Source organism: Paenibacillus algorifonticola (genome assembly GCF_000971975.1).
GTDB classification, from domain to species: Bacteria; Bacillota; Bacilli; order Paenibacillales; family Paenibacillaceae; genus Pristimantibacillus; species Pristimantibacillus algorifonticola.
This window is the reverse complement of sequence record NZ_LAQO01000002.1, coordinates 318376-339653: the sequence shown is the minus strand read 5'-3', so window position 1 is coordinate 339653 and position 21278 is coordinate 318376. Positions and strand designations below refer to the sequence as shown.

At 47.7% G+C, this 21278-nt stretch carries 21 protein-coding genes; 8 read left to right on the top strand and 13 right to left on the bottom strand.

Translation table 11 applies throughout. The features are described from left to right. Nucleotides 1-69: 69 nt before the first annotated feature. From WH37_RS11225 to WH37_RS11215, 3 genes are all read right to left on the bottom strand, one after another. The gene (locus tag WH37_RS11225; protein WP_046230646.1) at nucleotides 70-1131 is read right to left on the bottom strand and encodes a response regulator transcription factor; all 1062 of its coding nucleotides are present in this window, start codon (nucleotides 1129-1131) and stop codon (nucleotides 70-72) included. Continuing rightward, nucleotides 1124-2944: a sensor histidine kinase gene (locus WH37_RS11220; protein ID WP_046230645.1), complete on the bottom strand. Its 1821-nt coding sequence runs from the start codon at nucleotides 2942-2944 to the stop codon at nucleotides 1124-1126. Before WH37_RS11220 ends, WH37_RS11225 begins: the two co-directional genes overlap by 8 nt. Before the next feature lie 195 nt (nucleotides 2945-3139). Continuing rightward, nucleotides 3140-4480: a glycoside hydrolase family 30 protein gene (locus WH37_RS11215; protein WP_046230644.1), complete on the bottom strand. Its 1341-nt coding sequence runs from the start codon at nucleotides 4478-4480 to the stop codon at nucleotides 3140-3142. Between the two features lie 131 nt (nucleotides 4481-4611). Here WH37_RS11215 and WH37_RS11210 point away from each other — a divergent pair, with 131 nt between their 5' ends. Next, entirely contained in the window at nucleotides 4612-5517 is a 906-nt protein-coding gene (locus tag WH37_RS11210; protein ID WP_046230643.1) for a helix-turn-helix domain-containing protein, read from the top strand. Nucleotides 5518-5947: 430 nt separating this feature from the next. On the opposite strand, the gene WH37_RS11205 is transcribed toward WH37_RS11210, so the two are convergent. The 3 genes from WH37_RS11205 to WH37_RS11195 form a co-directional block, all read right to left on the bottom strand. Then, complete coding sequence (locus WH37_RS11205) at nucleotides 5948-6964, bottom strand: Gfo/Idh/MocA family protein (protein WP_046230642.1); 1017 nt, start codon at nucleotides 6962-6964, stop codon at nucleotides 5948-5950. Beyond that, entirely contained in the window at nucleotides 6961-7731 is a 771-nt protein-coding gene (locus WH37_RS11200) for a sugar phosphate isomerase/epimerase family protein (protein WP_046230641.1), read from the bottom strand. The genes WH37_RS11205 and WH37_RS11200 overlap by 4 nt, the downstream gene beginning before the upstream one ends. A 92-nt stretch (nucleotides 7732-7823) precedes the next feature. Beyond that, nucleotides 7824-8180, bottom strand: a complete 357-nt coding sequence (locus WH37_RS11195; protein WP_046230640.1) for a cupin domain-containing protein — start codon at nucleotides 8178-8180, stop codon at nucleotides 7824-7826. A gap of 208 nt (nucleotides 8181-8388) precedes the next feature. On the opposite strand from WH37_RS11195, the gene WH37_RS11190 reads away from it, so the two are divergent. Together WH37_RS11190 and WH37_RS11185 are read left to right on the top strand one after the other, a co-directional pair. After that, a complete protein-coding gene (locus tag WH37_RS11190; protein ID WP_046230639.1) occupies nucleotides 8389-8943 on the top strand; it encodes a helix-turn-helix domain-containing protein in 555 nt (184 codons plus the stop codon). A gap of 56 nt (nucleotides 8944-8999) precedes the next feature. Continuing rightward, the gene (locus WH37_RS11185) at nucleotides 9000-9974 is read left to right on the top strand and encodes an aldo/keto reductase family protein (protein ID WP_046230638.1); all 975 of its coding nucleotides are present in this window, start codon (nucleotides 9000-9002) and stop codon (nucleotides 9972-9974) included. 189 nt (nucleotides 9975-10163) lie between these two features. Here WH37_RS11185 and WH37_RS11180 read toward each other — a convergent pair whose 3' ends face one another. Beyond that, entirely contained in the window at nucleotides 10164-11378 is a 1215-nt protein-coding gene (locus WH37_RS11180) for an MFS transporter (RefSeq protein WP_046230637.1), read from the bottom strand. Between the two features lie 230 nt (nucleotides 11379-11608). Here WH37_RS11180 and WH37_RS11175 point away from each other — a divergent pair, with 230 nt between their 5' ends. Genes WH37_RS11175 through WH37_RS11165 form a run of 3 tightly spaced genes read left to right on the top strand, consistent with a single transcriptional unit; the run spans nucleotide 11609 to nucleotide 13577 of the window. Continuing rightward, entirely contained in the window at nucleotides 11609-11980 is a 372-nt protein-coding gene (locus tag WH37_RS11175) for a YhjD family protein (protein WP_046230636.1), read from the top strand. Then, a complete protein-coding gene (locus WH37_RS11170; protein WP_046230635.1) occupies nucleotides 11977-13245 on the top strand; it encodes a DNA polymerase IV in 1269 nt (422 codons plus the stop codon). Before WH37_RS11175 ends, WH37_RS11170 begins: the two co-directional genes overlap by 4 nt. After that, nucleotides 13242-13577, top strand: coding sequence for a YolD-like family protein (locus WH37_RS11165; RefSeq protein WP_046230634.1), 336 nt, complete (start codon nucleotides 13242-13244; stop codon nucleotides 13575-13577). The genes WH37_RS11170 and WH37_RS11165 overlap by 4 nt, the downstream gene beginning before the upstream one ends. A gap of 8 nt (nucleotides 13578-13585) precedes the next feature. Here the strand turns inward: WH37_RS11165 and WH37_RS11160 are convergent, their stop codons facing one another. After that, nucleotides 13586-15175 (bottom strand): alkaline phosphatase family protein, encoded by a 1590-nt coding sequence (locus WH37_RS11160; protein ID WP_046230633.1) that lies wholly within the window; start codon nucleotides 15173-15175, stop codon nucleotides 13586-13588. A 238-nt stretch (nucleotides 15176-15413) separates the two neighbouring features. Between WH37_RS11160 and WH37_RS11155 the strand changes: the two genes are divergently transcribed. Further along, entirely contained in the window at nucleotides 15414-16013 is a 600-nt protein-coding gene (locus WH37_RS11155; protein ID WP_331458047.1) for a class I SAM-dependent methyltransferase, read from the top strand. A gap of 19 nt (nucleotides 16014-16032) precedes the next feature. Continuing rightward, nucleotides 16033-16806, top strand: coding sequence for an alpha/beta fold hydrolase (locus WH37_RS11150; RefSeq protein WP_046230833.1), 774 nt, complete (start codon nucleotides 16033-16035; stop codon nucleotides 16804-16806). A gap of 155 nt (nucleotides 16807-16961) precedes the next feature. Here the strand turns inward: WH37_RS11150 and WH37_RS11145 are convergent, their stop codons facing one another. Genes WH37_RS11145 through WH37_RS11125 form a run of 5 tightly spaced genes read right to left on the bottom strand, consistent with a single transcriptional unit; the run spans nucleotide 16962 to nucleotide 21200 of the window. Continuing rightward, nucleotides 16962-17762: an undecaprenyl-diphosphate phosphatase gene (locus WH37_RS11145; RefSeq protein WP_046230631.1), complete on the bottom strand. Its 801-nt coding sequence runs from the start codon at nucleotides 17760-17762 to the stop codon at nucleotides 16962-16964. After that, nucleotides 17762-18499, bottom strand: a complete 738-nt coding sequence (locus WH37_RS11140) for an ABC transporter permease (RefSeq protein ID WP_046230630.1) — start codon at nucleotides 18497-18499, stop codon at nucleotides 17762-17764. The genes WH37_RS11145 and WH37_RS11140 overlap by 1 nt, the downstream gene beginning before the upstream one ends. Further along, complete coding sequence (locus tag WH37_RS11135; RefSeq protein ID WP_046230629.1) at nucleotides 18492-19412, bottom strand: ABC transporter ATP-binding protein; 921 nt, start codon at nucleotides 19410-19412, stop codon at nucleotides 18492-18494. The genes WH37_RS11140 and WH37_RS11135 overlap by 8 nt, the downstream gene beginning before the upstream one ends. A gap of 59 nt (nucleotides 19413-19471) precedes the next feature. After that, nucleotides 19472-20497: a sensor histidine kinase gene (locus tag WH37_RS11130; protein WP_046230628.1), complete on the bottom strand. Its 1026-nt coding sequence runs from the start codon at nucleotides 20495-20497 to the stop codon at nucleotides 19472-19474. After that, nucleotides 20487-21200 (bottom strand): response regulator transcription factor, encoded by a 714-nt coding sequence (locus WH37_RS11125; protein ID WP_046230627.1) that lies wholly within the window; start codon nucleotides 21198-21200, stop codon nucleotides 20487-20489. Before WH37_RS11125 ends, WH37_RS11130 begins: the two co-directional genes overlap by 11 nt. Between the last annotated feature and the right edge of the window lie 78 nt (nucleotides 21201-21278).

Below are 21278 nucleotides of genomic sequence, written 5' to 3'. Positions count from 1 at the left end.
TGTTCGCTTGGACATTTTTAAACCAATTTAAAAGTGGTCCGATTTGTCCAACCTGTCCAATCCACCGCATCAATTCTCGCTGCCGCGCCGCATTTCCCCTGGAGCAATGCCGAAATGCTTTTTAAATACGCGATAAAAATACGTTACATCTTCATAGCCTGCCATTTCTGCGACTGTTTTAATCGGTAATTTTTCATCGAGCAGCCACTCCCGCGCCTTCTCCATGCGAAGCTGCAAAATATAATCGGTCATATTGCAGCCGTATTCCTGTTTAAATGTTTTACTCAAGTACTCCTTGCTAACGAAAAAAGCGCGAGCTACCTGCTCCAGTGAAATCGGTTCGGCAAACCGGGCCTCCATATACTGCCTAACCTCGTCCAAATTAAGCCGTTTCTTGAATTTTCGCTGCTGAATCAGCTGCTCCAGCGCCTCCTCATAACGGGCAGCCAGATAAGCGGCTGCATTCGCGCACGAGGCGAGCTCCGCCCCGTCTCTTGCGCCATCCATCGCATTTGCCTCCAATGAATTAGCCAGCAGCAGCTCCTTAAGCATGAGCAGCAGCTCTTGGATGACGCGCTCCAGCAGCTGCGGCTTGCCAGCGCCACTGCTCTCCATATCGCTCGCCAGCTCTCCGAAAAGCTCAAGCAGACCTTCGCGGTCCAGCTCATTGAACCGGGCACGCAGCCGCTGCTTCATCGATGTCAGCGACAGCAGCCATTCGAGATCCAGCGTTAGCAAGCGCCGGCTCTCTTCCGCCGCAGCGAGCCCCGCCGCACATCTTGCCAGTACCGCGTTCAGCTCCTTCGGATCAATCGGCTTCAACAAATAATCTATAGCTTGGCAGCGAATCGCATGCTGCATATATTTGAAGTCATCATAGCCGCTGATGACGACAATTTGGATATGAGGCAGGCGTTCATGCAGCTCATTTAACAGCTTGACACCATCCATGCCAGGCATCCGCATATCGGTAATAATGACCTGCGGCTTTTGCTCCTCTGCAAGCCGCAGTGCCTCTTCTCCATCCTCCGCTTCGGCAACGATCTCCATGCCATGTTCCTCCCAACGGCCGAACGTTCGGACAATATCCCTTCCCCAGCTTTCATCGTCTACCAGCATCACTTTAATCATGAAGTTCTCCCCCTTGCATGTCCCCCGGTATATGAATGGCTATACGCGTGCCAACTCCTGCTTCACTGTCAATCGTCAGTCCATATGCTTTGCCAAAATGCATTTGTAAGCGGGAGGCTACATTGCCCAGCCCAATCCGCTCTCCGTGTGTCCAAACCTCTCCATCCGCATAGCTGAGCCTTTGGCGAACCTCCCTCAGCCGCTCCGCGCTTATCCCTACCCCGTTATCACTGATTGTAATGGTTACTCCGGCTCCTGCCCCAACTCCGTCTTCAGCTCCTGCGATGATGGATGGAGCGACCTTTACGCTCAGCTTCCAGCCTCCAGCCTGCGAATCAAGCCCATGCATAAACGCATTTTCCACGACTGGCTGGAGCGTCAGCTTCGGAATACGGCTTTGCAGCAGCCGCTCGTCCACCTCTAGGCTATATTGCAATCGGGATTGAAAACGCTGCTGCTGAATGACCATGTAATTGTTCATATGCTCCAGCTCTTGTCTCAGTGAAGCAAGGGCATCCGGCTCGCGAATGACATAACGGAACATTTCGCTGAGCGAGCGGATCGTTTCGTAGCTTTCGGCGGGCTTTTTGGAAAAGAGCATGCTGCCGATCATTTGCAGCGTATTTTGTAAAAAATGCGGATTGATCTGCGCTTGCAGCGCCTTGAGCTCCGCTGTCTTTTTTTCTAAATTCATGCTGTATTCGCTCTTAATATGCTCCCTGATGCGATGCGACATATTATAAAGCTTTGTCTCCAGCAAGCCAATTTCATCCATGCGTCCACTCAGCGGCTTATCTCCCTGTCTGATAAGGCTCAGCCCTTGCATGGAGCGAGCAAGCATAACAATCGGCCGTGCCGTCCGCCAAGCGAGCAGCACCGCAATCAAAATGGCGGCAGCGACCGTTATCGTTCCAACCAATATCCCATAATGCATCGTCGCTTGCGCGCTTTTGTTAATGGCGCTCAGCGGAATAATTTTAATCAGCCTCATCTGCATCGGATCAATCGTATTGTAAAAAACGTAGTCATTTTGGCGCCGCTCATACCCAGGCGCTGCACCACCCTTCACAATGGCTGCAAGCTCCTCGGGCGGAATCGCCTCACTACCCATCCGGTACAAAATTTCTCCGTCCGGTCCTGCAATAAGCACCGTCTGGTCTTTAGCCGGATTGAGCAGCGACAGCGTCTGATCGAGAATCGCCCAGCGCACCTCCAGCGTAATGCCGCCGAGAATTTCACGATTTTCAAATCGGTTAATGCTGCGGATAAGCTGGAAGCGGTCTCCTTCCGGGCTGTTGCGGATCATAAAATCCTTATGCTGGCTGAACAGCTCCTCATAAGGAGCAGGTGTGCGGTCCAGCGTTTTTATTTGGGTTTGAGACGCATTCATCTTGAACAACTTGCCGCTTCTGTTCAAATACAGGTCAATGCCCGAAAGATAATAATTGCCTGAATATAAAAGCGAGGCCAGCGCGTCTTCAATATTTCGCTGGGCGGCAAATTGGCTGGATGAGCCCGATTCCTCCTCGCTCGCAATATACTCGTTTAGGCTCGGATTTATGAGAACAGAATACAAGAGGCTGTTCATTTGTGAAAACTGCTCCCCGAGATAAATGCTCGTCCATTTCATATTGGACACATTCGTCTCAATAAGCTCGGCCTCCATCGACTTTCGATTATTGTCCACAGCAAGCGCAGTCACCGCTACAATTGGCAGTACCGATACGAGCACCATAATCAAAATCAGCTTGTTGCGAATGCTGCGGCGAAACGGATGCAGCACGGCGCGATATATTTTGGACAATCGCTTCATTCGTCTTCCCTCCCTGCTGTCTATGTTTAATAACGACAAAACAAACGCCATGCTTAGGCGCAAAGGCGTTTGTTCATCGAAATTATATTTTATATCAAGCGTAAACGGCTGTCGCCGTCCTCTGGCGGCAAAGCTACCGTTTCGAGGGTGAAATATAAGCCCATTATAAGGGTGTAACTTATACATGCTTATATTTTAAGGAAGCACAATCGTGTGAAAAGATTCCGGCTCCAGCTCGAAAACATGCCCCGCTTCGCCATCGGACAGCCTTAACTCTCTTGTATCCGTGTAAGGGTTGATGATCACAATGACCCTCGAGCCGTCTTCACGTTTGAAAGCTATGGCATGGCCACTCCATGGACCTTGCAGCCCAATGCGCTTCGAGCCTGGGGCAACAAAATGGCTGAAATGCTTCATTACGTAATATTCCGGATTGTTTATGGCCCGCTTCGTATCCGGTTCTACTGTGATCATTGCATTTTGCTCCCAGCCCCATGTGCTGCGCCCTTTCGGCTCCAGCGCCATATTCCAGTAAATGTAGCTGTTTACGCCGTTGCTGAAATAATGCTGGTACAGATGGAACACATATTTGGCATAAGCCCATGTGTTTTTGCCATCTCCGCATTCATTCTCCGTCTGCATATAACGCAGCTCCGGATAACTCTGCGACGTCCGGGCAATCGCATATTTGCCTGCCCACTGATAGCCAACGCCTTTAATGTATTTATAAGCTTCAGGGTCGCTCAGCACGAGGCCTGCATAAGCGTCATAATCGTTCGTTGTCCCTTTCATCAGTTCTAACCATGGGTCAGGCGCATTAATCGTTCCGAGCCAAATTTCGGTATCCAGCCCATGCTGTTCAAAGGCAGGTCCTAAATAATCGCGAATGAACTCTCTAAGCTGCTCACCCGTCCATACGCAGGAAGGAAACTTCTGATCGGCAACCACTTCATTTTGCACATGGACCTGATGGATCGTAATGCCTTCCTCTTGGTAAGCCTGAACGAATTTGACGAAATACAGCGCATAGCCTTCCAGAATATCCTTCTCCCAGCGCAGCGTTCCGTAATTATAAGCCTTCGGCGTCTTCATCCAGGTAGGCGGGCTCCATGGCGAGGCGAACAGCTTCAGCTGCGGATTGAGCGCCAGCGCTTCTTTTATATAAGGAATCAAATACTTGCGGTCGCGTTCAATGGAAAAATGCTCCATCGCTACGTCGCCGTCCGTTTCGTTCAAGCTGTACCATTCCAGCGCATAGTCGCTTGCGCCGATAGGCAGGCGGCAAATGCTGAAGCGCTGCTCGCCTTCTGGATGGAACAGCTCGTGCATGACCGCAGCGCGTGCTTCCTCAGACAAATGGCTGAGCGCCGCAAAGCCCAGCTCATTAAAGCAGCCGCCAAAGCCCTCCACCGTTTGGTATGCGCTTTCAGTTATCGCCAAATTAGATAGAGCCGGTGAAAATGTGCGTGATTCCGTGCTTTTCTCCGTCCAGCTCGCTGTTTGTGTGCTTGAAAACCATTTTGCCGTTTGTCCCATACCGACAACCCCTATCGTTTCATCACTTTTGCTTATTGCTTTAGCTTGCCCTCTTAGTATAAATTAAATAGAACAAATCTCCGATTGTCCAAACAACGTGAAATTTACCCAAATCAAAGGTGGTCTGCCTTATGGATGATGAAGTGACACTCTCGCCGTGGATTCAAAATGTGCGCTTTCTGCCTGCCATCGACTGGAACATTAAGTTTTTCGGCGCGCATGAACAGCGTGTAGACAAGCATTGGCAGATGCCGCTGGAATCCCATATCGGCTTTGAAATGATTTTTATTCAGGAGGGTGCGCAGGAAACGGTCATTGGTGAAAGCAAATATCAGCTGAGGGCCGGCGACTTTCTGCTTATTCCTCCCGGCTTTAAGCATAAGAGCCGCTGCGTTTCGGAGGAGGGCATGGCTTATTTTTGCGCCCACTTTAATGTGGACGATCCGGCTTTTCGCCAAGAAATGATTCGGAGTGGCCGCTTGCTGTTTCCCGCGGGAAGCGCCGACCATGAGCGCCTGCTGCCTATTTTAAATCAATGGATTGCGATGCTTAGGCGGGGAGGCGGCTATACGACGGCGGATCGTTTTCGGCTGCAAGCAGATTTGTTTGAGCTGTTTGGGCTGTTAGTCGGCACGATCTGTTTGCCGGAGGAGGAGCTGGCAGCTATGCCGCCAGCATCGGTGCAATATGCCAAAGCGATTGCCGAGGCGATCAAGGGGAACTTTGACCCGCATAAGCTTCCAGGCGAGCCAGTGGCGGAGAGCGCTTTTTCCATTGAAGAGATTATGCGCTCGCTGGGCATCAGCCCGGGCTATGGGCTAGAGGTGTTTCGCAAAGTGTATGGCATGTCGCCACGGCAGTTTTTATCTGAGCTCAAGCTGCAGGAGGCTAAAGTGCTCATTCGCCAGCCGGAGCTGTCGCTGAAGGAAATCGGCGCGCGGCTGGGCTATTCCCAGCTGTCGCATTTCAGCAGGCAATTCAAACGCTGGACCGGCATGAGCCCGCTCCATTACCGCCAGCAGCATTTTGAGCTGTAAATGTTCGTCTTAATGCGATTAGCCTCCGTATTTAGTCAGCGCGAATAGGATCTCTAATAGGACCTCTCCTTTTTGGAGGACTGAGGTTCCACTATTTTAGCTTTTTTTATGATTTAAGCGTGTAAGCGGACAGGAAATCCCTTATCGGTCTCATTATCTCGGCAAAATAGCGATTTGGGTCCATTAGGGGCTTCTGTGTCCGCGAGGCATCTCCTCAACCGTTTGCTAGAGGAAATAGCGGATTTGGTGTCCGCCAAAATGGGTGGTTCTTCAAATCAACGCTCAAAGAGCTTATCGTGCAAAATAAGGCACGGGGTTTTCGCTGCTGCGAAAACCCCGCGACTTATTTATTTTTTCTTAACTGGCCACAATCTTTACTGACCACAATTGCAACAAAGTTCCTCTAGATGTATTTTTGCAGCTGCAAGCTCTACCCTAGCAGCCCTTCCTGAAATGCAACGACCTGATTACCCTTTGCCGACTCGTACGCGCCAGCCAGCAGTGAAACCGTATGCAAATTGTCAAATGCGCTATTTTCGGCTTCTACGCCCGTCTCCAGCCAGACGAGCAGCTGATTGAGGCCGTCAAATATCGCCTCCTCAATCGGCAGCGCGTGCTCCCATGTCTGTACCGGCTGCGGGTTCCAGTTCGGCTCCCCGCTCGGGTCGCGGCGATACAGCCCGATCGTATTGGACGTTGTGCTGATCACGCCTTCGCTGCCAAGCACGACGAGATCATTTTTATGAAACGGACTGGAGAAGCTTTGGGTAAAATGGGCGCGCACGCCGTTCTCAAACGTCATCAGCACGGTCGCATCCGTCTCCCCTAAACAATCGACCGCCTTCGAAGAGTAGGCACTGCAATAAATAGAAGCCGCCTGGGCATCCGCAATTCGGCGCATACCGTCAAACCAATGAATCGCCATGACGGACAAGGCGTGACGCTCTGTATGAATACGCCAGCCCGCATCCTGCCGATAGAACAAGGAATCAAATTGAATCGATTCCAGCTTGCCAATTGCGCCTGCCTTGACCAAATCGCGAATGAAATCAAATTTATGATGCTTGCGAAAATTTTGATTGATGCATACCGGGACGTTCAGCCGCTTGGCAAGCTCCGCTATTTGCTGCGCCTCGGCAAACGTGTCGGCGAAAGGCTTTTCCAGAAATACCGGAATTGCCGCTTCCAGCAGCGGCCGCATGATGCTCTCACGTATCGTCGAAGGCGTGCAGACCACTGCGGCATCAAGCCCGCTATGCGCCAGCATTTCCGCAAGGTCGGTGTATCTTCCCGAAATGCCGAACTCATCCGCCCGCTCTTGAACGGCCGCTTCGCTTGGATCGCAAAGCGCAACGACCTCCACGCGATCCTGATGATTGGCATAGCCCCTCAAATGCAGCCGCGTGACAGCCCCCGCGCCGACAAAACCAATTTTATATTTTTTCATTCCGACACTCCCCCAACACCCGATTTCATGAACTGCAAGCATTGCTGCATGCCCGTCACTATCTCACCGCCGCTTTCCTCATCCGCCGACATCCAGCCCGCATACCCTATGCGCTTCACTTCCGCCATAATCGGCTGAAAATCAATCGAGCCCTCTCCTAAAATCCGATATTCGCCAGCCGCAAAATCCTTCATATGAAAATTATTGATAAATGGCGCAAAGCTGCGAATGACCTCCGCCACATCGGAAATGCCCGACTTCACCAGATGCGCCGTATCGATCGTCAGTCCAACCCCGTCCTCCGGCCGCAGCTCGCTGAAAAAGATATCAAAATCCGCCCGGTGCATGACCGGCTGATCATAATGATGATGCAGCGACAGCTTTAGTCCGCTGGCTTGCGCCTCCTTGCCCAGCTCCGCGAACAGCCGTGCAAAGCCGGCGATAGCTTCCTTGTCCAGCCCCGTCCTTGGGACGCTGTGACAGTAGACGATCAGCTCCGTGCCCACCTGCTTCCCAAAGCGGAAAATGCGGCGCAGCTCTTCCTTGCTATCGTCGCTAAGCAGCGTGCCTCCCGTAATAAGCGCTGATGCGAGGCCCGGCGGCTGTCCCCAACGTTCCATAAACCGCTCCGGCTCCTGCACGTGAGGCATATATTGATTCCATTTGAGCTGCAAGCCTTCGTAGCCTGCCGTCTGATAGCCATGAATTAATGCTTCCTCTTCCGCTGCCCCCGCTGTTGGCCGGGAAAAAGCATACCGGATTCCCACTTGTCGTCCTCCCTGCGTCCTACGTTCTACGTTCTGCCTGCTGCTTGAACTAGCCTGCTCGTACTAGGTCATTCAAAGCTCGAATGGCCGCTCTATTCACCCACCGTCTGCCGATCGACTGCGGAATATGCAATGATCATCCGGCATGGCTCCCAACTGGTTACCTTGGCATGATGAAGCACATTCTGCGGAATGCGCAGTGCCATGCCTGGCTTCAGATGATACATTTCATCCCCCAGCGAATGATCGCATTCGCCCGACAATACAAAAATAATTTCCTCGCAGTTCGGGTGCCGATGGCGTCCATTTTCCTGGCCTGCATGAATGTATACCTGCCCAAATGTCATTTGGCCCGCAGGATCGATTTCTTGGCCGTACAACCACGATATTTTGCCCCAGCCCATATTCAGCACATGCTGCTCCTCATTCAAATCCGCCGCTTTGACCATCCTGTCCCTCCTTGTTTCGTGTTGCCTTCCATGCTTCAGCGCTTCAATGCTTCGGCACCTCAACACTTCAAGCACTTAGCTCAAGGTGATTGCAGGTTTATTTTAATTCAACTAAGTTGAATTATCAACAACTTTATTGAATCATTTTCAACTCGGTCCTTTTATGATACGATAGAGGACAAGTATGACAAATAAAGGTGTGTGACTGATGAGCCTCGGCAAAAGAATCCGGCTGATCCGCATGGAGCAGAAGCGGACGCAGGAAGAAATCGCAAAACAGTGCGGCTTTACGAAGAGTCTCCTGTCCAAAATTGAAAACGACCTTTCCGCTCCTCCGGTGGCGACACTCATGAAGATTGCCGGAGCTTTAGGCGTCCGAGTGTCCGACCTGATTGAAGAGCAGAGTTCGAATGCGACCGTGTTCAATTCCAGTCGGCAGTACAGCGATAAAGACAGCTGGCTCCGAACGGACAGAGGGTACTCCTTCTACGCGTTTGCCAGCGAGCGCAGAGACAAGCTGGTCCAGCCTTATTTGATTACGGCTCGCAAAGGCGAGGTCAAGCCGCACGGCTTCTCCCATGAGGGCGAGGAATTTATTTATATGATCAGCGGCGAGATGACGTATAAGGTTGGTGCGACTGAATATTCGCTGCATCCGGGGGATACGCTTTATTTCAATTCGCTGGAGGAGCATCTCCTCTGCCCCGTATCGGACGAAGTAACGTACATGGCTATCTTTACGCAAAAATCACTGGAGCAATAACGGCTGCGGCTAGGGACGAGCATTTACTTTTTCAATGAAAGCGGAGGAATCAGGGTATGAAATACAGACGCGTTGGTTCAAGCGGCATTAAAGTAAGCGAAATCGGTCTTGGAAGCTGGCTCACCTACGGCACAGCTACCGAGCAGCAAGCGGCTGACGCTTGCATTCAGCAAGCCTTTGAAAGCGGCATCAATTTTTTCGACACTTCCAATGCCTATAACCGCGGCGAAGGCGAGCGGGCGCTCGGTGCTGCCCTGCGGCCCTTTGAGCGCTCCAGCTACGTGCTTTCGACCAAGGTCTTTTTCAATATGGGCGATGGCCCCAATGACGGCGGTTTATCGCGCAAGCATATTATGGAGCAGTGCGATGCCAGCTTGAAACGTCTCGGCACGGACTATATTGATATTTATTTTTGCCATCGCTATGATCAGAATGCTCCGCTGGAAGAGACGCTGCGGGCGCTGGACGATTTGACCGCACAGGGCAAAATTTTGTATTCCGCTGTCAGCGAATGGAGCGCCGCTCAAATTGCTGATGCGACCAGCATTGCGAAGCGGCTGAATTTGCGGCCGCTTATTTCCAACCAGCCGATCTACAATATGTTTGAGCGATATATTGAGCAGGAGGTCATCCCTGTCAGCGAGCGGGAAGGCATTGGCCAGATCGTCTTTTCACCGCTGGCACAAGGCATCCTGACCGGAAAATACAGAAAAGGCCAGCAATTGCCTACAGATAGCCGCGCTGCCAATGATTCGATCAACCATGTGCTGAAAAGCTATTTGCGGGACGATGTCCTTGACTGCGTAGAACAGCTTGACGGGCTGGCTAGCCAGCTTGGCGTCTCCATTTCCCAGCTCGCGCTGGCATGGGTGCTGCGCTTGCCGGGCATCAGCTCCGCGCTAATTGGCGCGAGCCGTCCGCAGCAAATCGTCGAAAACGTCAAAGCTGTCGAGCTGGAGCTTTCGGCAGATGTGGTTCAAGAAATCGAAGGCATTTTGGAGCAAGTAAAGCATTTCGCGCCGCTCAGATAACAGCTGCGTGCGCTAAATCCTGCATCTTGCTGTATATTTTCCAAAAGAAGAACCCCTCTCCTTGATTGAGCAGCGTTCGGCTTGCCGAAACTGCTTTTGCTCAGGAGAGGGGCTTTTTTTTCGTTTAGAGAACGGCGCGTTTCCTGCTCTTTCTCGCCCCGCTCCCTCTATTATGACAAGCTTGCCCGCTTAACGGTCGGGATCGATCCCTTTTGTTTCTTTACCCAGAAAAGCAACCGCGAGTGCACCGCATACGATCGCCACAAAGAAAATGATGAACACCGTTTGAATCGATGTGCCTCCTGCCACGAGCATCCCAACCATGTAAGGGCCGATAATGCCGCCGATCCGGCCGAAGGAAGCGGCAAAGCCTGCTCCAGTCGCGCGAACCGCCGTCGGATATTGCTCCGGCGTGTAAGCGTACATCGCTCCCCAAGCGCCCAGATTAAAAAAGGACAGGCAAGCGCCGGCAGCAAGCAGCATGCCTTCTGTTGTTGCGCTGCCGAACCAGATGGCACTTAGCGCCGTCAGCAGCAAATAGGTGACCAGCACAAATTTGCGTCCCAGCTTCTCGATGAAATACGCCGCTGTAAAATAGCCCGGAAGCTGCGCAAGTGTAATGAGCAGCACATATTGAAAGCTTTTGACCAGTCCGAAGCCTTTCAGCACCATGACGGTCGGCAGCCAGAGAAACATGCCGTAATACGAGAAGACGACCGTTAGCCACAGCAGCCACAGCATGATCGTTGAGCGGCGATGCTTCGGCGACCAAATCGCCGCCAGCCGCTGGCGCAGCGGCAAAACGTTCCCCTTTTGCGCCACATAACGCGGTGAATCTTCGATTGCTCTGCGCAGATACAGCGCATACAGCGCTGGAACCGCTCCAATAATAAACGCCGCTCGCCAGCCATAGGCCGGAATAACAAAATACGAGACAAGCGCAGCGACAATCCAGCCGCCTGCCCAGAAGCTTTCCAGAAGCACGATCGCTCTCCCTCTATCCTTCACGGGAACCGACTCGGACACGAGCGTCGAAGCGACGGGCAGCTCGCCGCCAAGTCCAAAGCCGCCAGCGAAACGCAAGAGGCACAGCACGGTAAAGGTGCCCGCCAGCGCCGACAAGCCGCTCGCCGCCGAGAAAATGAGCAGCGTCCACAGCAATATCGTCCGGCGTCCGTAACGGTCCGCAAGCGCACCCGCCGCTGCCGCCCCAACCGCCATGCCGATGGAATTAATCGCGGTCAGCTGTCCGATCTGCTCGGTGCCAAGCCCCCATTCTACGCTTAACGCAGCCACGATAAAGGACAGCATACCGACGTCCATCGCATCGAACATCCAGCTGAGCCCGGCGCTGAACAGCAATTTGCGTTGTTTTTTGTCTTGCAGCAGTGATGCCTGTTTCATTTTGTTTTAACTCCTTATGTAAGCATGTGATTTATTTATCATCGCATCTTCTGCTTTATTGGACAAGCCTCATTATTATAACCGCCCCCATAAAACGCTAGCCCCTGTCACTTCCTGAAGCAGAACCCAAGCTGGTCGAAATTACCTGCCTGCGAAACCTTGCATAGAGAACATACATTCGGTATATAATACAGAATACGAATAAACGTTCGCGTCATGGTGGTGTAGCTATGAGTGTCCATTCAATAATCGAAACGGAAGAGGATCTGCAAATCATTAAAAAGCATACCTTGCTGCCGATCCTTCTCGATATGTTAGCCAGAGACATCAACGAATTGAAAATGCATCGAAATAAAATCATTTATAACCATATCCTTTTTTACCTAAATGAAATAGAACGAAGCATCTATCTTGAATGGCAAAGCATTAAGAAAAAAATGAAAGAACGGAATATTAAAGCGTTAAACACCGAGATGAATGCGCGAGGGGTCCATGTTGAATATAAAGTTCGCGGTTATATCCACCATTTCACCATGCTTAGAAGTTTAGTTAAAGCCGAGCTAATGACCATGCTGATGAATATGCGGAGGCGGTTGGAATGAGGGAAACAGCTGAAAGGGTTATATTGCTCGCAGATTGTCAAAGTTTTTACGCAAGTATTGAAAAAGCCAGCCATCCGGAGTGTAAAAATAAACCCGTTGTTGTGGCTGGCTCCGTTGAGCGCCGATCAGGCATTATTTTAGCGGCTTGCCCCATTGCCAAGCAATATGGCATAACGACAGCCGAACGGCTCGGCATCGCTTTAAATAAATGTCCGGAGCTCGTCGTCCTGCGTCCCCGCATGCAGCATTATATTAATGCCTCTATGATGATCACGGGCATTTATGAGGAATTTACAAACCTTGTTGAAATCTTTAGCATTGATGAGCAGTTTCTGGACATTACGGCAAGCATCCCTCTTTTCGGAGACCCTGTTACGATAGCCAAAGCCCTTCAACAGAAGGTTCTCCTGCAAACAGGCGTATGGATAAGGGTGGGCATAAGCTCCAATAAAATGCTTGCTAAAATGGCCACAGACATCTGGGCAAAAAAGAATAAGGATGGCATCTTTACCCTCCCTAAAACAGAAGTCGAAGCTTTGCTGTGGCCGCAGCCGGTCCATAAAATGTTTGGGGTCGGCTCACGCATGACCACCCATTTCACTCGTCTTGGCATGCATACAATAGGCGATATTGCCAGAACGCCGCTTCCGCGTCTCAAGGATCAGCTTCGCTTTCGCTTTGGCAAGCAATCCGATATTCATGCCGAGGTGCTGTGGCGAACGGCCAACGGCATCGATGACAGCCCGGTTACACCTGAAACCTTCAACACCCCGCCAAAATCGGTTGGCCATATGATGACTTTGCCAAGAGATTATATGGAGCCATGGGAGGTAGATACCGTTTTGCTTGAGCTGACCGAGGAAGTTTGCCGTGATTGCCGCCGCAAAAATTATATGGGCCATGTCGTCACGGTCAACTGCATGTGCAGCCCCTATGAAGCGCCCACCGGATTTTCGCGCCAAATGAAGTTGCTGGATCCCACTAACCATACCAAAACGGTTTTTGAAGCGGTGAAGCAGCTGTTTTATAAATTTTGGGATGGCATGCCTGTACGCCGGGTCGGTGTGACCATCAGCCAGCTCATGGACGATCAAAACTATCAGCTCACCCTCTTTGAGGATCAGATCAAGCTTAGAACGCTGGAGAAAGTGACCGACAGCATCAAAAATCGATACGGAAGCACCGCCATTGTAAGAGCTTCATCCCTTACTGCCGCAGGGCAAGCAGCGGATAGGTCCATAAAAATCGGGGGGCACTACAAATGAGCAAAAAATTGGAAAAGAACGGGCTCTGGGAATCTAGCCGAATGATGCTTCCGGAACACAAGGAAGCTTACATCCTGTACCAGCAGAATTTGCGAAAGAACTCACGTCCACAATTAGATGATCAAGAAACGGAACGGCTATCCAGCATCATCGCTGAATCAATGCTGTTCAGGAAGGAGGTTACTTTGGTTTTATTCGGAGAATTTGACAATTCGGAATTAACAGGAGTAGTAACCAAAATTGATCAGCAGCAAAAAAACGTCAGACTCGCTCGAGGCAATGATTTTGTTTGGATAAACACGGAAAATATTATTGGTGCTATGTTTTATTAGTTTAAAACTTACCCGTTCACCAATTGCAGAATCCAGTCTTTGATATCAACGATACGCAGTGTTTTTGGCCGTGTATTCGTTCCAGAAATAATTAATGGGACAAGGGAATCTTTTTCATGCAGCGAACCATGAGCTCCCCCTCCGATGTGGGTAGGGGAACTTTCACTGACGAGTTCATATCCGGGTTGGACCGTGACGACAACGTATCTTCCTTCATGAGAATGCATTGCCCCGTATAACCTCGCCAAAACGTCAGGATATATTCCATACTTGATCCGGTTGTTATTTATCGTAATATCCACAAGGCCTCCCGGTTCGCCCGATAATGTCCACGACTGCCCATATTCATCGCTGAGGTTCCCACCGGGACGATAAGAAAAAGTGTTACCATTTTTCCCCGATGTAACACGGATATTTTTATCGTCTTTCATTGCAATGATATCGAGTTTGTCCTCATTTTGCAAAAGCTTCACGACGTCGGATAACTCCACTTTTGCATCAATCGCATAGACATAAGCCATCCGTTCATTAGTAGAAATCACAATTTGATCCTCGGTTCTTACAGGTTGATTTAATTTTGCTATGTGGTAATCGTTCAAAAGCGGCTTCATTTCAACAGTTGCTGCCTGCCGATCCTCATAAACAGCGCTTTGCGCACTGTCACCCATAACGATCCATATAGCATTTTTTACAGCCTGCTCCCACGAACCGTATGCGTTAAGCACGACTTGCAGCGCTTGATCCGCTTTTTCAATTCCATCCAACTGAGTTGGGCCCTTTTTATGCACCGAATGATCATTCTCCGGAAAGTAGGCGATGGTTACGTTTGGAAGTTTTTTTTGATTAATCAGAAAAGCAGTGTCTTGAGCGGAAAACTCGTTATTCATCCCGTATTTTTTCCACAAAAGAGTATTCCAGCTATTCTTCGGATCCAGTTGTGCAAGAGCTGCATAGGAAAACCATTTAGGTCCTGTTATTATCAATTGTTCTGGCACACGGTTGCTGGACGTTATGAAGCGAGGCACTTTTAAGGCATGTTCCGTTTTCCCTCTATAAACAATAGCATTGATGGAAGCGGATTCTTTTCCTTTGTCGGCCAACTCTTCATGAATCGTTTTCGTTTTTTTGTTCAATTGAACTTGGTTTAACTGATAAATAGCGTCCTTAAATACTTGCAGTTGATCTATCTTCAACGCTTCTTTGGCACCATTACCGTAGAAAATCATGCGTTTCTCTTTGCCGCTGTACCAAACAAGTCCGGGCACATGATGTTGGTCTGCATACGTTCCCGTTAATAATGTGCTGTCGACCGTCACCGACATCGTGGGAAATGAACTCACAACCTGCGGGAAGTATTGCCCGTTTTTAAGGAGATATTGCATTGCGGGTGCACGTCCTTCTTGAATCGCATCTTGCAAAGGCTTGTCCATTAAAGAATCAACCAAGATAAATATGACAGGCTTGGCATTTTGATTTGCCGTGATAGGGGACTTGACACTTTGTTGATCTATCTGTCGGCTGGAGTCCGCCCTGCAACCGATGATCAGCAAACTTAAACTTAGCATTAGCAAAATGGCAATTTTATTATTTATTTTCATAGGTTTACTCCCTTCTTTAAAAACACAATTTCCCTCATTATCTTTTTCTTACATATAAAAAATTATTCCAGATAGAGCATTGGAAAAAATTGAGTCGTATACAAATGAAAACCAGCCATCTGGTTCGTTATGGCTGGTTTCAAGGTAATTTTATGAAAAAATCAGGTTTTACTTGCATGTATGTTTTTCAATCTTATAGGTTAAATTATCTTTCGTGACTTAATCCGAAAGATGGTGAATTCCCATTAATATTTCGTTCTCGCCTAGACTTTATCATTGGTTTGTCCGTCCAAAATGGTTTACTAAAAAGTATATTCACGATCATGTACAATCCCATTTTACATTTGATGGACATACTGTACTAGATTTCGGCTCCGGCACTGGGGCGAACTGCTCCATGTTTCATCCTTTATATTATGTTGGGATTGACCCTGATGCCAAACGAATTGATTATGCAAAGCGATTATATACTCACCATGCATTTCAGGTTTTGGAAAGTAAGAGATTCCCATTTGATAATGATTCGTTCGATTACATACTTATTATCGCTGTGTTGCATCATGTTTCTTCGGACGAAATATCAAGTTACATGAAGGAATTTCAAAGAATTCTAAAGCCTAACGGAACGATTATCGTTATGGAACCATGTTTATGCAAGAAAAAACCGATATGTAATAGGTTTATGAAATGGTACGACAACGGGGAGTATATTCGTAATGAAGAAGAATATATTCGATTGTTTATAGATCATAATTATGATTGTAATGTCATAAATCGATTCCGAAAATGTTTTTTATATCATGAGTTATTTTTTTCAGTAAAACCAAAATCACTGTAAAGGAAGTAGGTGTGTGACGATGACTACCGCAAACATAAACGGATACTCGATGCATTATATCGATCACGGAAAAGGAACGGCCATCCTCTTCATTCATCCTCCGGTACTAACAAGCTTAAATTTCACATACCAAATCCAGGGGCTATCGCCACATTTTCGAACCATTGCTTTTGACATCAGAGGACATGGTAAGAGTCAGCCTTCCAAACAAACGGTTACTTATCCTTTAATCGTTGAGGATATTAAACAGTTGATGGACCGGTTGAGCATCGATAAAGTCTTCTTGTGCGGATATTCTACTGGGGGTTCGATCGTGCTTGAGTTTCTCTTGACTCATCCCGATCGGGCATGGGGAGGCATCGTCATCGGCGGAATGTCGGAAGTGAATGAATGGCGGCTAAGAAACAAAATATCTTTGGGCGTTGCTTTCTCCAAAATCGGAGCAGTCGGCACGATCGCGTTTTCCAATGCCTGGGCGCAAGCTAAAGATTTTTCTTTGTTCCGTAAATTATTCAACGATGCGAAAAAAGGGAATGCCAAAAATGCGGAACAGTATTACCAGAACAGCTTGAAATACAACTGTACATCGCAGCTTCAGGAAATCTATCTTCCCGTCCTGCTCGTTTACGGAGTAAAAGACAAACACTTTCATCCTTATGCCAAAATGTTGCATCAACGATTGCCGAAAAGTGAACTGGTTTTCATTAAAAACGTCGATCACCGGATTCCGACGAAAGCCTCCGAACCATTGAACGAACTGATCAAGCAGTTCGTTCACCGCTTTGGCCACTAAGGGAAGTCCATTATGATGCTATGTTGATGGCCTTGTAACAACCGTGACAGGTGCGGGAAGGACGAATTGAATTATGTACACGTTAATACACGAAGTGAAACAAAAAGAAGAATCCAAATTCAAAATGGATTCTTCTTTAACTCTATATAAATGCCTCACATCACAAAGATGAAAAAGACCGCAGCAAGCGCAAAACGATAAAACGCAAACCACTCCAATCTCAGACGTTTGATCAGGTTCAGGAATGTGACCACGGCAATCATCGCTACTACAAAGGCAGTAATGAAACCAATCAGGAATAATAGAAGAGTATCCCCGTTTAATAACTCACGACTATCGTACATGTCCAATATCGTTGCACCAAGCATAACTGGGACTGCGATGATGAAAGTAAAGTCTGCAGCGGCTTTCTGGCTAGTACCAAGCAGCAGCCCGCCGGATATTGTCGATCCTGATCTCGAGAACCCGGGCCATAGCGCTAGACATTGGAATAATCCAATACCAAATGCTTGCTTGTAAGTAATGTCGTCCGTATTCTCGGCGGTTACCTTTCGTTTGGCCCTTGCGGCTATAATCATCAGGATGCCGCCGACGATCAAACCGATCAGGACGGGAGCTGGTCCGAACAAATGCGATTTGATATCATCTTTAAAAATCAGATAAACAATTAAAGCGGGAATCATGGCAATCACCATGTGAATCGCATTCAATTTGTTTTTAGCCGAAAAATTAAAAGTTAGCAAATCCTTTAGAATATCCATATACCTTTTCCAATAAAGCATAAATACAGCCATCACGGCTCCCAACTGAATCACGATCTTGAACGTTGTCGCCTTATCCCCTTCAAAGCCTAATAAATTACCGGCCAAGATCAAGTGACCTGTAGACGAGACAGGCAGAAATTCCGTCAATCCTTCAAGGATGCCGAGTATTATGGCGCAAATGATTTCGTACATTAGTGAATATCCGCCTTCCTAAAGTAAACTAGAGTAGCGATGAATCCAACAATCGAAGTAGCCCCAATGGCAATATAAGAATATTCCGGTGGATAAACTGGCAAAAGCGTGTCGTTGGCAATGTCAAATGCGGCTGTCCAAGGCACCAGCCCTTTATATTCAGAATTGGAGCTCATGACATTGATCAGTGTGATGACGATCGTCAAAACGATGGTCGGTACAAAGTTTTTCAGCACGATGGTGATCAGGATGATGGGGGTTGATAAAATAAATAGAAACGCTCCGGCGATTATAAATTTCCGCAAGGATTCCACGAGCAGCAAAGTGCTCAGCCCTTCGAACTGGCCAAGTATGCCGAGCAGCAGCGTTAGCCCCCATGCAAGTATGGTCAGCAGCATAATCCACAAGAACAAGAGGAGCATCTTGCTCAACATAAGGCTAGTTCGGGATACTGGGATCGTTAACAGGTTTTTGAGAGTATCTTCCGCATATTCCCTGTTAAAAAGATATGCCGTAACTACACCATACAAAGGAACTCCAACTAATAAAACCGTATACAAATTGGAATCGAAAAATAGCTCCTCAAAAGGAACAAACAACGTTGGGTCCTTCGTCTTGATATGGATGTAAGTGGAGACCACTACCAAAAAAGGTGCTACCGCAGCGCCAATCATGCTTAATAGAAACATTTTGGAGCGTTTAAGCTTCAAAATTTCCGTATATAGCAAATCAACCAATTGTGCCGCCTCCTACCAAATTCGTAAAATAATCTTCCAGTCTATCCTCGCTAAGCATGATCTTGGATACTTCAATTTCATGCTGCACAAATACTTTATTGATCTGCCCCTGCTGCCCCAAATGAGAATATACGCGGATGAGGCCTTCATCATGTACTTCATAATCATAAATATGGAAGTGCTTCTCCAGCAGCATAGCTGCTTTTTTGTCATTCGACACCTGTAATTCCATGTATTTTCGATTGATTTTCCGCAGCTGATCAAACGAAATCTCTTCCAGAAGCTTCCCCTCGTGAATAATTCCGATATGATCCGCCACCTGCTCAATCTCTGATAAAATGTGGCTAGAAACCAGAATGGTAATCTTTCTCTCTTCGGCCAGCGCTTTAATAAGCTTTCGCATTTCTTTAATGCCAATCGGGTCCAGCCCATTCATAGGCTCATCCAGAATCAGCAGCTCAGGATAATGGAGAAGCGCTCTGGCAATACCAAGACGCTGCTTCATACCCAAGGAATATTTCCCCACCAGCTTCCTTGTTTCATCCTGCAGCCCTACCATTTCAAGGGTTTCCTCAATAACATTTTTCTTATGAATACCCATGATTTTGGCGTTAATCAGCAGATTTTCCTTGCCCGTAAGGTTTTCGTAAAAACCCGGAACCTCAACGATAGATCCGATCCGACGTAAAATTTCCTTTTGATTGTTCAACAAATTTTCGCCAAAAATTTCGATTTGTCCATGGGTAGGTTTAATTAACCCGACCAGCATGCGGATTGTGGTTGTCTTGCCTGCGCCATTACGACCAAGAAAACCATAAATTTCGCCTTGCTTCACTGTCATATTCATAAGATCCACCGATTTCTGATTACCATAAATCTTCGTCAAATCAGTGGTTTTAATAACAACACTCAAAATGCGGCCCTCCTTCTATAAGCTATAAACCATTATAAAAAGAAAGATTTAACTGCTTCTTACCTATTCTTTAACAGTTTCTTAAATGATGTCCCGAAAACCGTCTTTTGCCACGGCTCACTCTCCACCCATATTGCACCGCCGTTTTTCTCTATAAGAGCTTTTGCAATGGCAAGACCCAAGCCGCTGCCTCCTTTAATCAGCGTTCTGGCTTGATCGGCCCGGTACATTCTCTCGAACACATTAGCAATATCCACTTTTGAGATACCAGGTCCCCGATCCCAAATGAGCAGCTGGTGTTCTTGAGCGGTTTGAGTGAGCTCAACCCCTATCACTTTCCCTTCTCCCCCATAGTAAATGGCATTCTTGATGATATTGCCTATGATTCGCATAACGCTTAGATGATCTGCATGGATAAGGCACTTTTCATCCGGAATACTGACATGCAGATCAATTTCATTTTTGTTCAATTCAGGTAAAAATGCGATTAGCGACTCTCTAATCATTTCTGCCAAATCAAGAGAAACCGGCTTATGAGGCATTTCGTCCGCATCCAGCTTCGCTATCATAAATATTTCATCGATTAATTCCTTCAGCCCGTTAGATTTTTTGGATATGATCTCAATGTATTCCTGTTTTTCCTCTTCCGAAATTGCGATATCATCTTTAAGGGCATTCACATAGCCAATAATAGACGTAAGAGGGGTCCTGATATCGTGCGAAATATTGGACAGCAGGCTTCTTCTTGCTGCTTGGGATTTGATCGTCTCGATTTGAATGTTTTCCAACTGCTCCAATAATTCATTAATCGAAAAAATCACTTCATTCCACACGTCATCATCTTTGGCAAATAATCTCGTCTTCAAATTCCCGTTCGTTGCTCGTCTTAGCTCCGCCGTCATTTGCTTTAGTCTGGTGCGAGTACGGAATCTAGTGAAGAAAAGAAATGCGCTTGTAAAGCAAAGCGCTGCGAATAAAGTCCATCTGAGTCCCCCGGACGCATCGTCATTGAATTCCAGAATCAAAAGCCCGGCGATGACGATCGATTGAATGATAAGAACAAAGAAAGACCGATTATGATTCATCTTTTTCACCTGTAAATTTGTATCCAATTCCCCAAACCGTTTGAATAAACTGCGGATTAGAAGGATCCGCTTCTATTTTTTTACGAAGCTTTCTGATATGTACCATCACCGTATTATCGTCTTCTATGTAGTTGCTGTCCCACACATTGCGAAAAAGCTGCGTCTTCGTAAAAACCTGTTCAGGATGGGAAATGAAAAACTTTAACAATTCAAACTCTTTCGCAGTTAGAGATATCTCTTCACCGGCAATATTGACCGTATATTTTTTTAGGTCGATCGAGATGCCCTTAAATCGGATCATTGTTTTCTCATAGCTGTGTCCATCACTGCCCAGAATTAAAAATCTCCTTATGAGCGCCTTCACTCTAGCGACAACCTCGTTAATACTGAACGGCTTAGTGATATAATCATCCGCACCTATACTAAGGCCCAAAATCTTTTCAACCTCATTGTCCTTGGCCGTGAGCATCAGAATGGGGACATTGGTTTTGTTACGGAGTCTTCTGCATACTTCTATACCGTCCACCTTGGGCATCATGAGATCCAGTATGACAAGGTTATAGCTGTTTTTATCAAACATGCAGAGAGCCTCTTCTCCATTTTCCGCAACATCCACCTTGTATGATTCTCGTTCTAAATATTTTTTTAATAAATCACTAATTTCCCGTTCATCCTCAGCGATGAGCACTCGAACGTCTTCCATACTTCACCTTCCTTTAGTCCAGATCTTTAGCAACGATCCTCAAAGAGCTATCCGAATTGTTCGAGGGACAGCATCTTA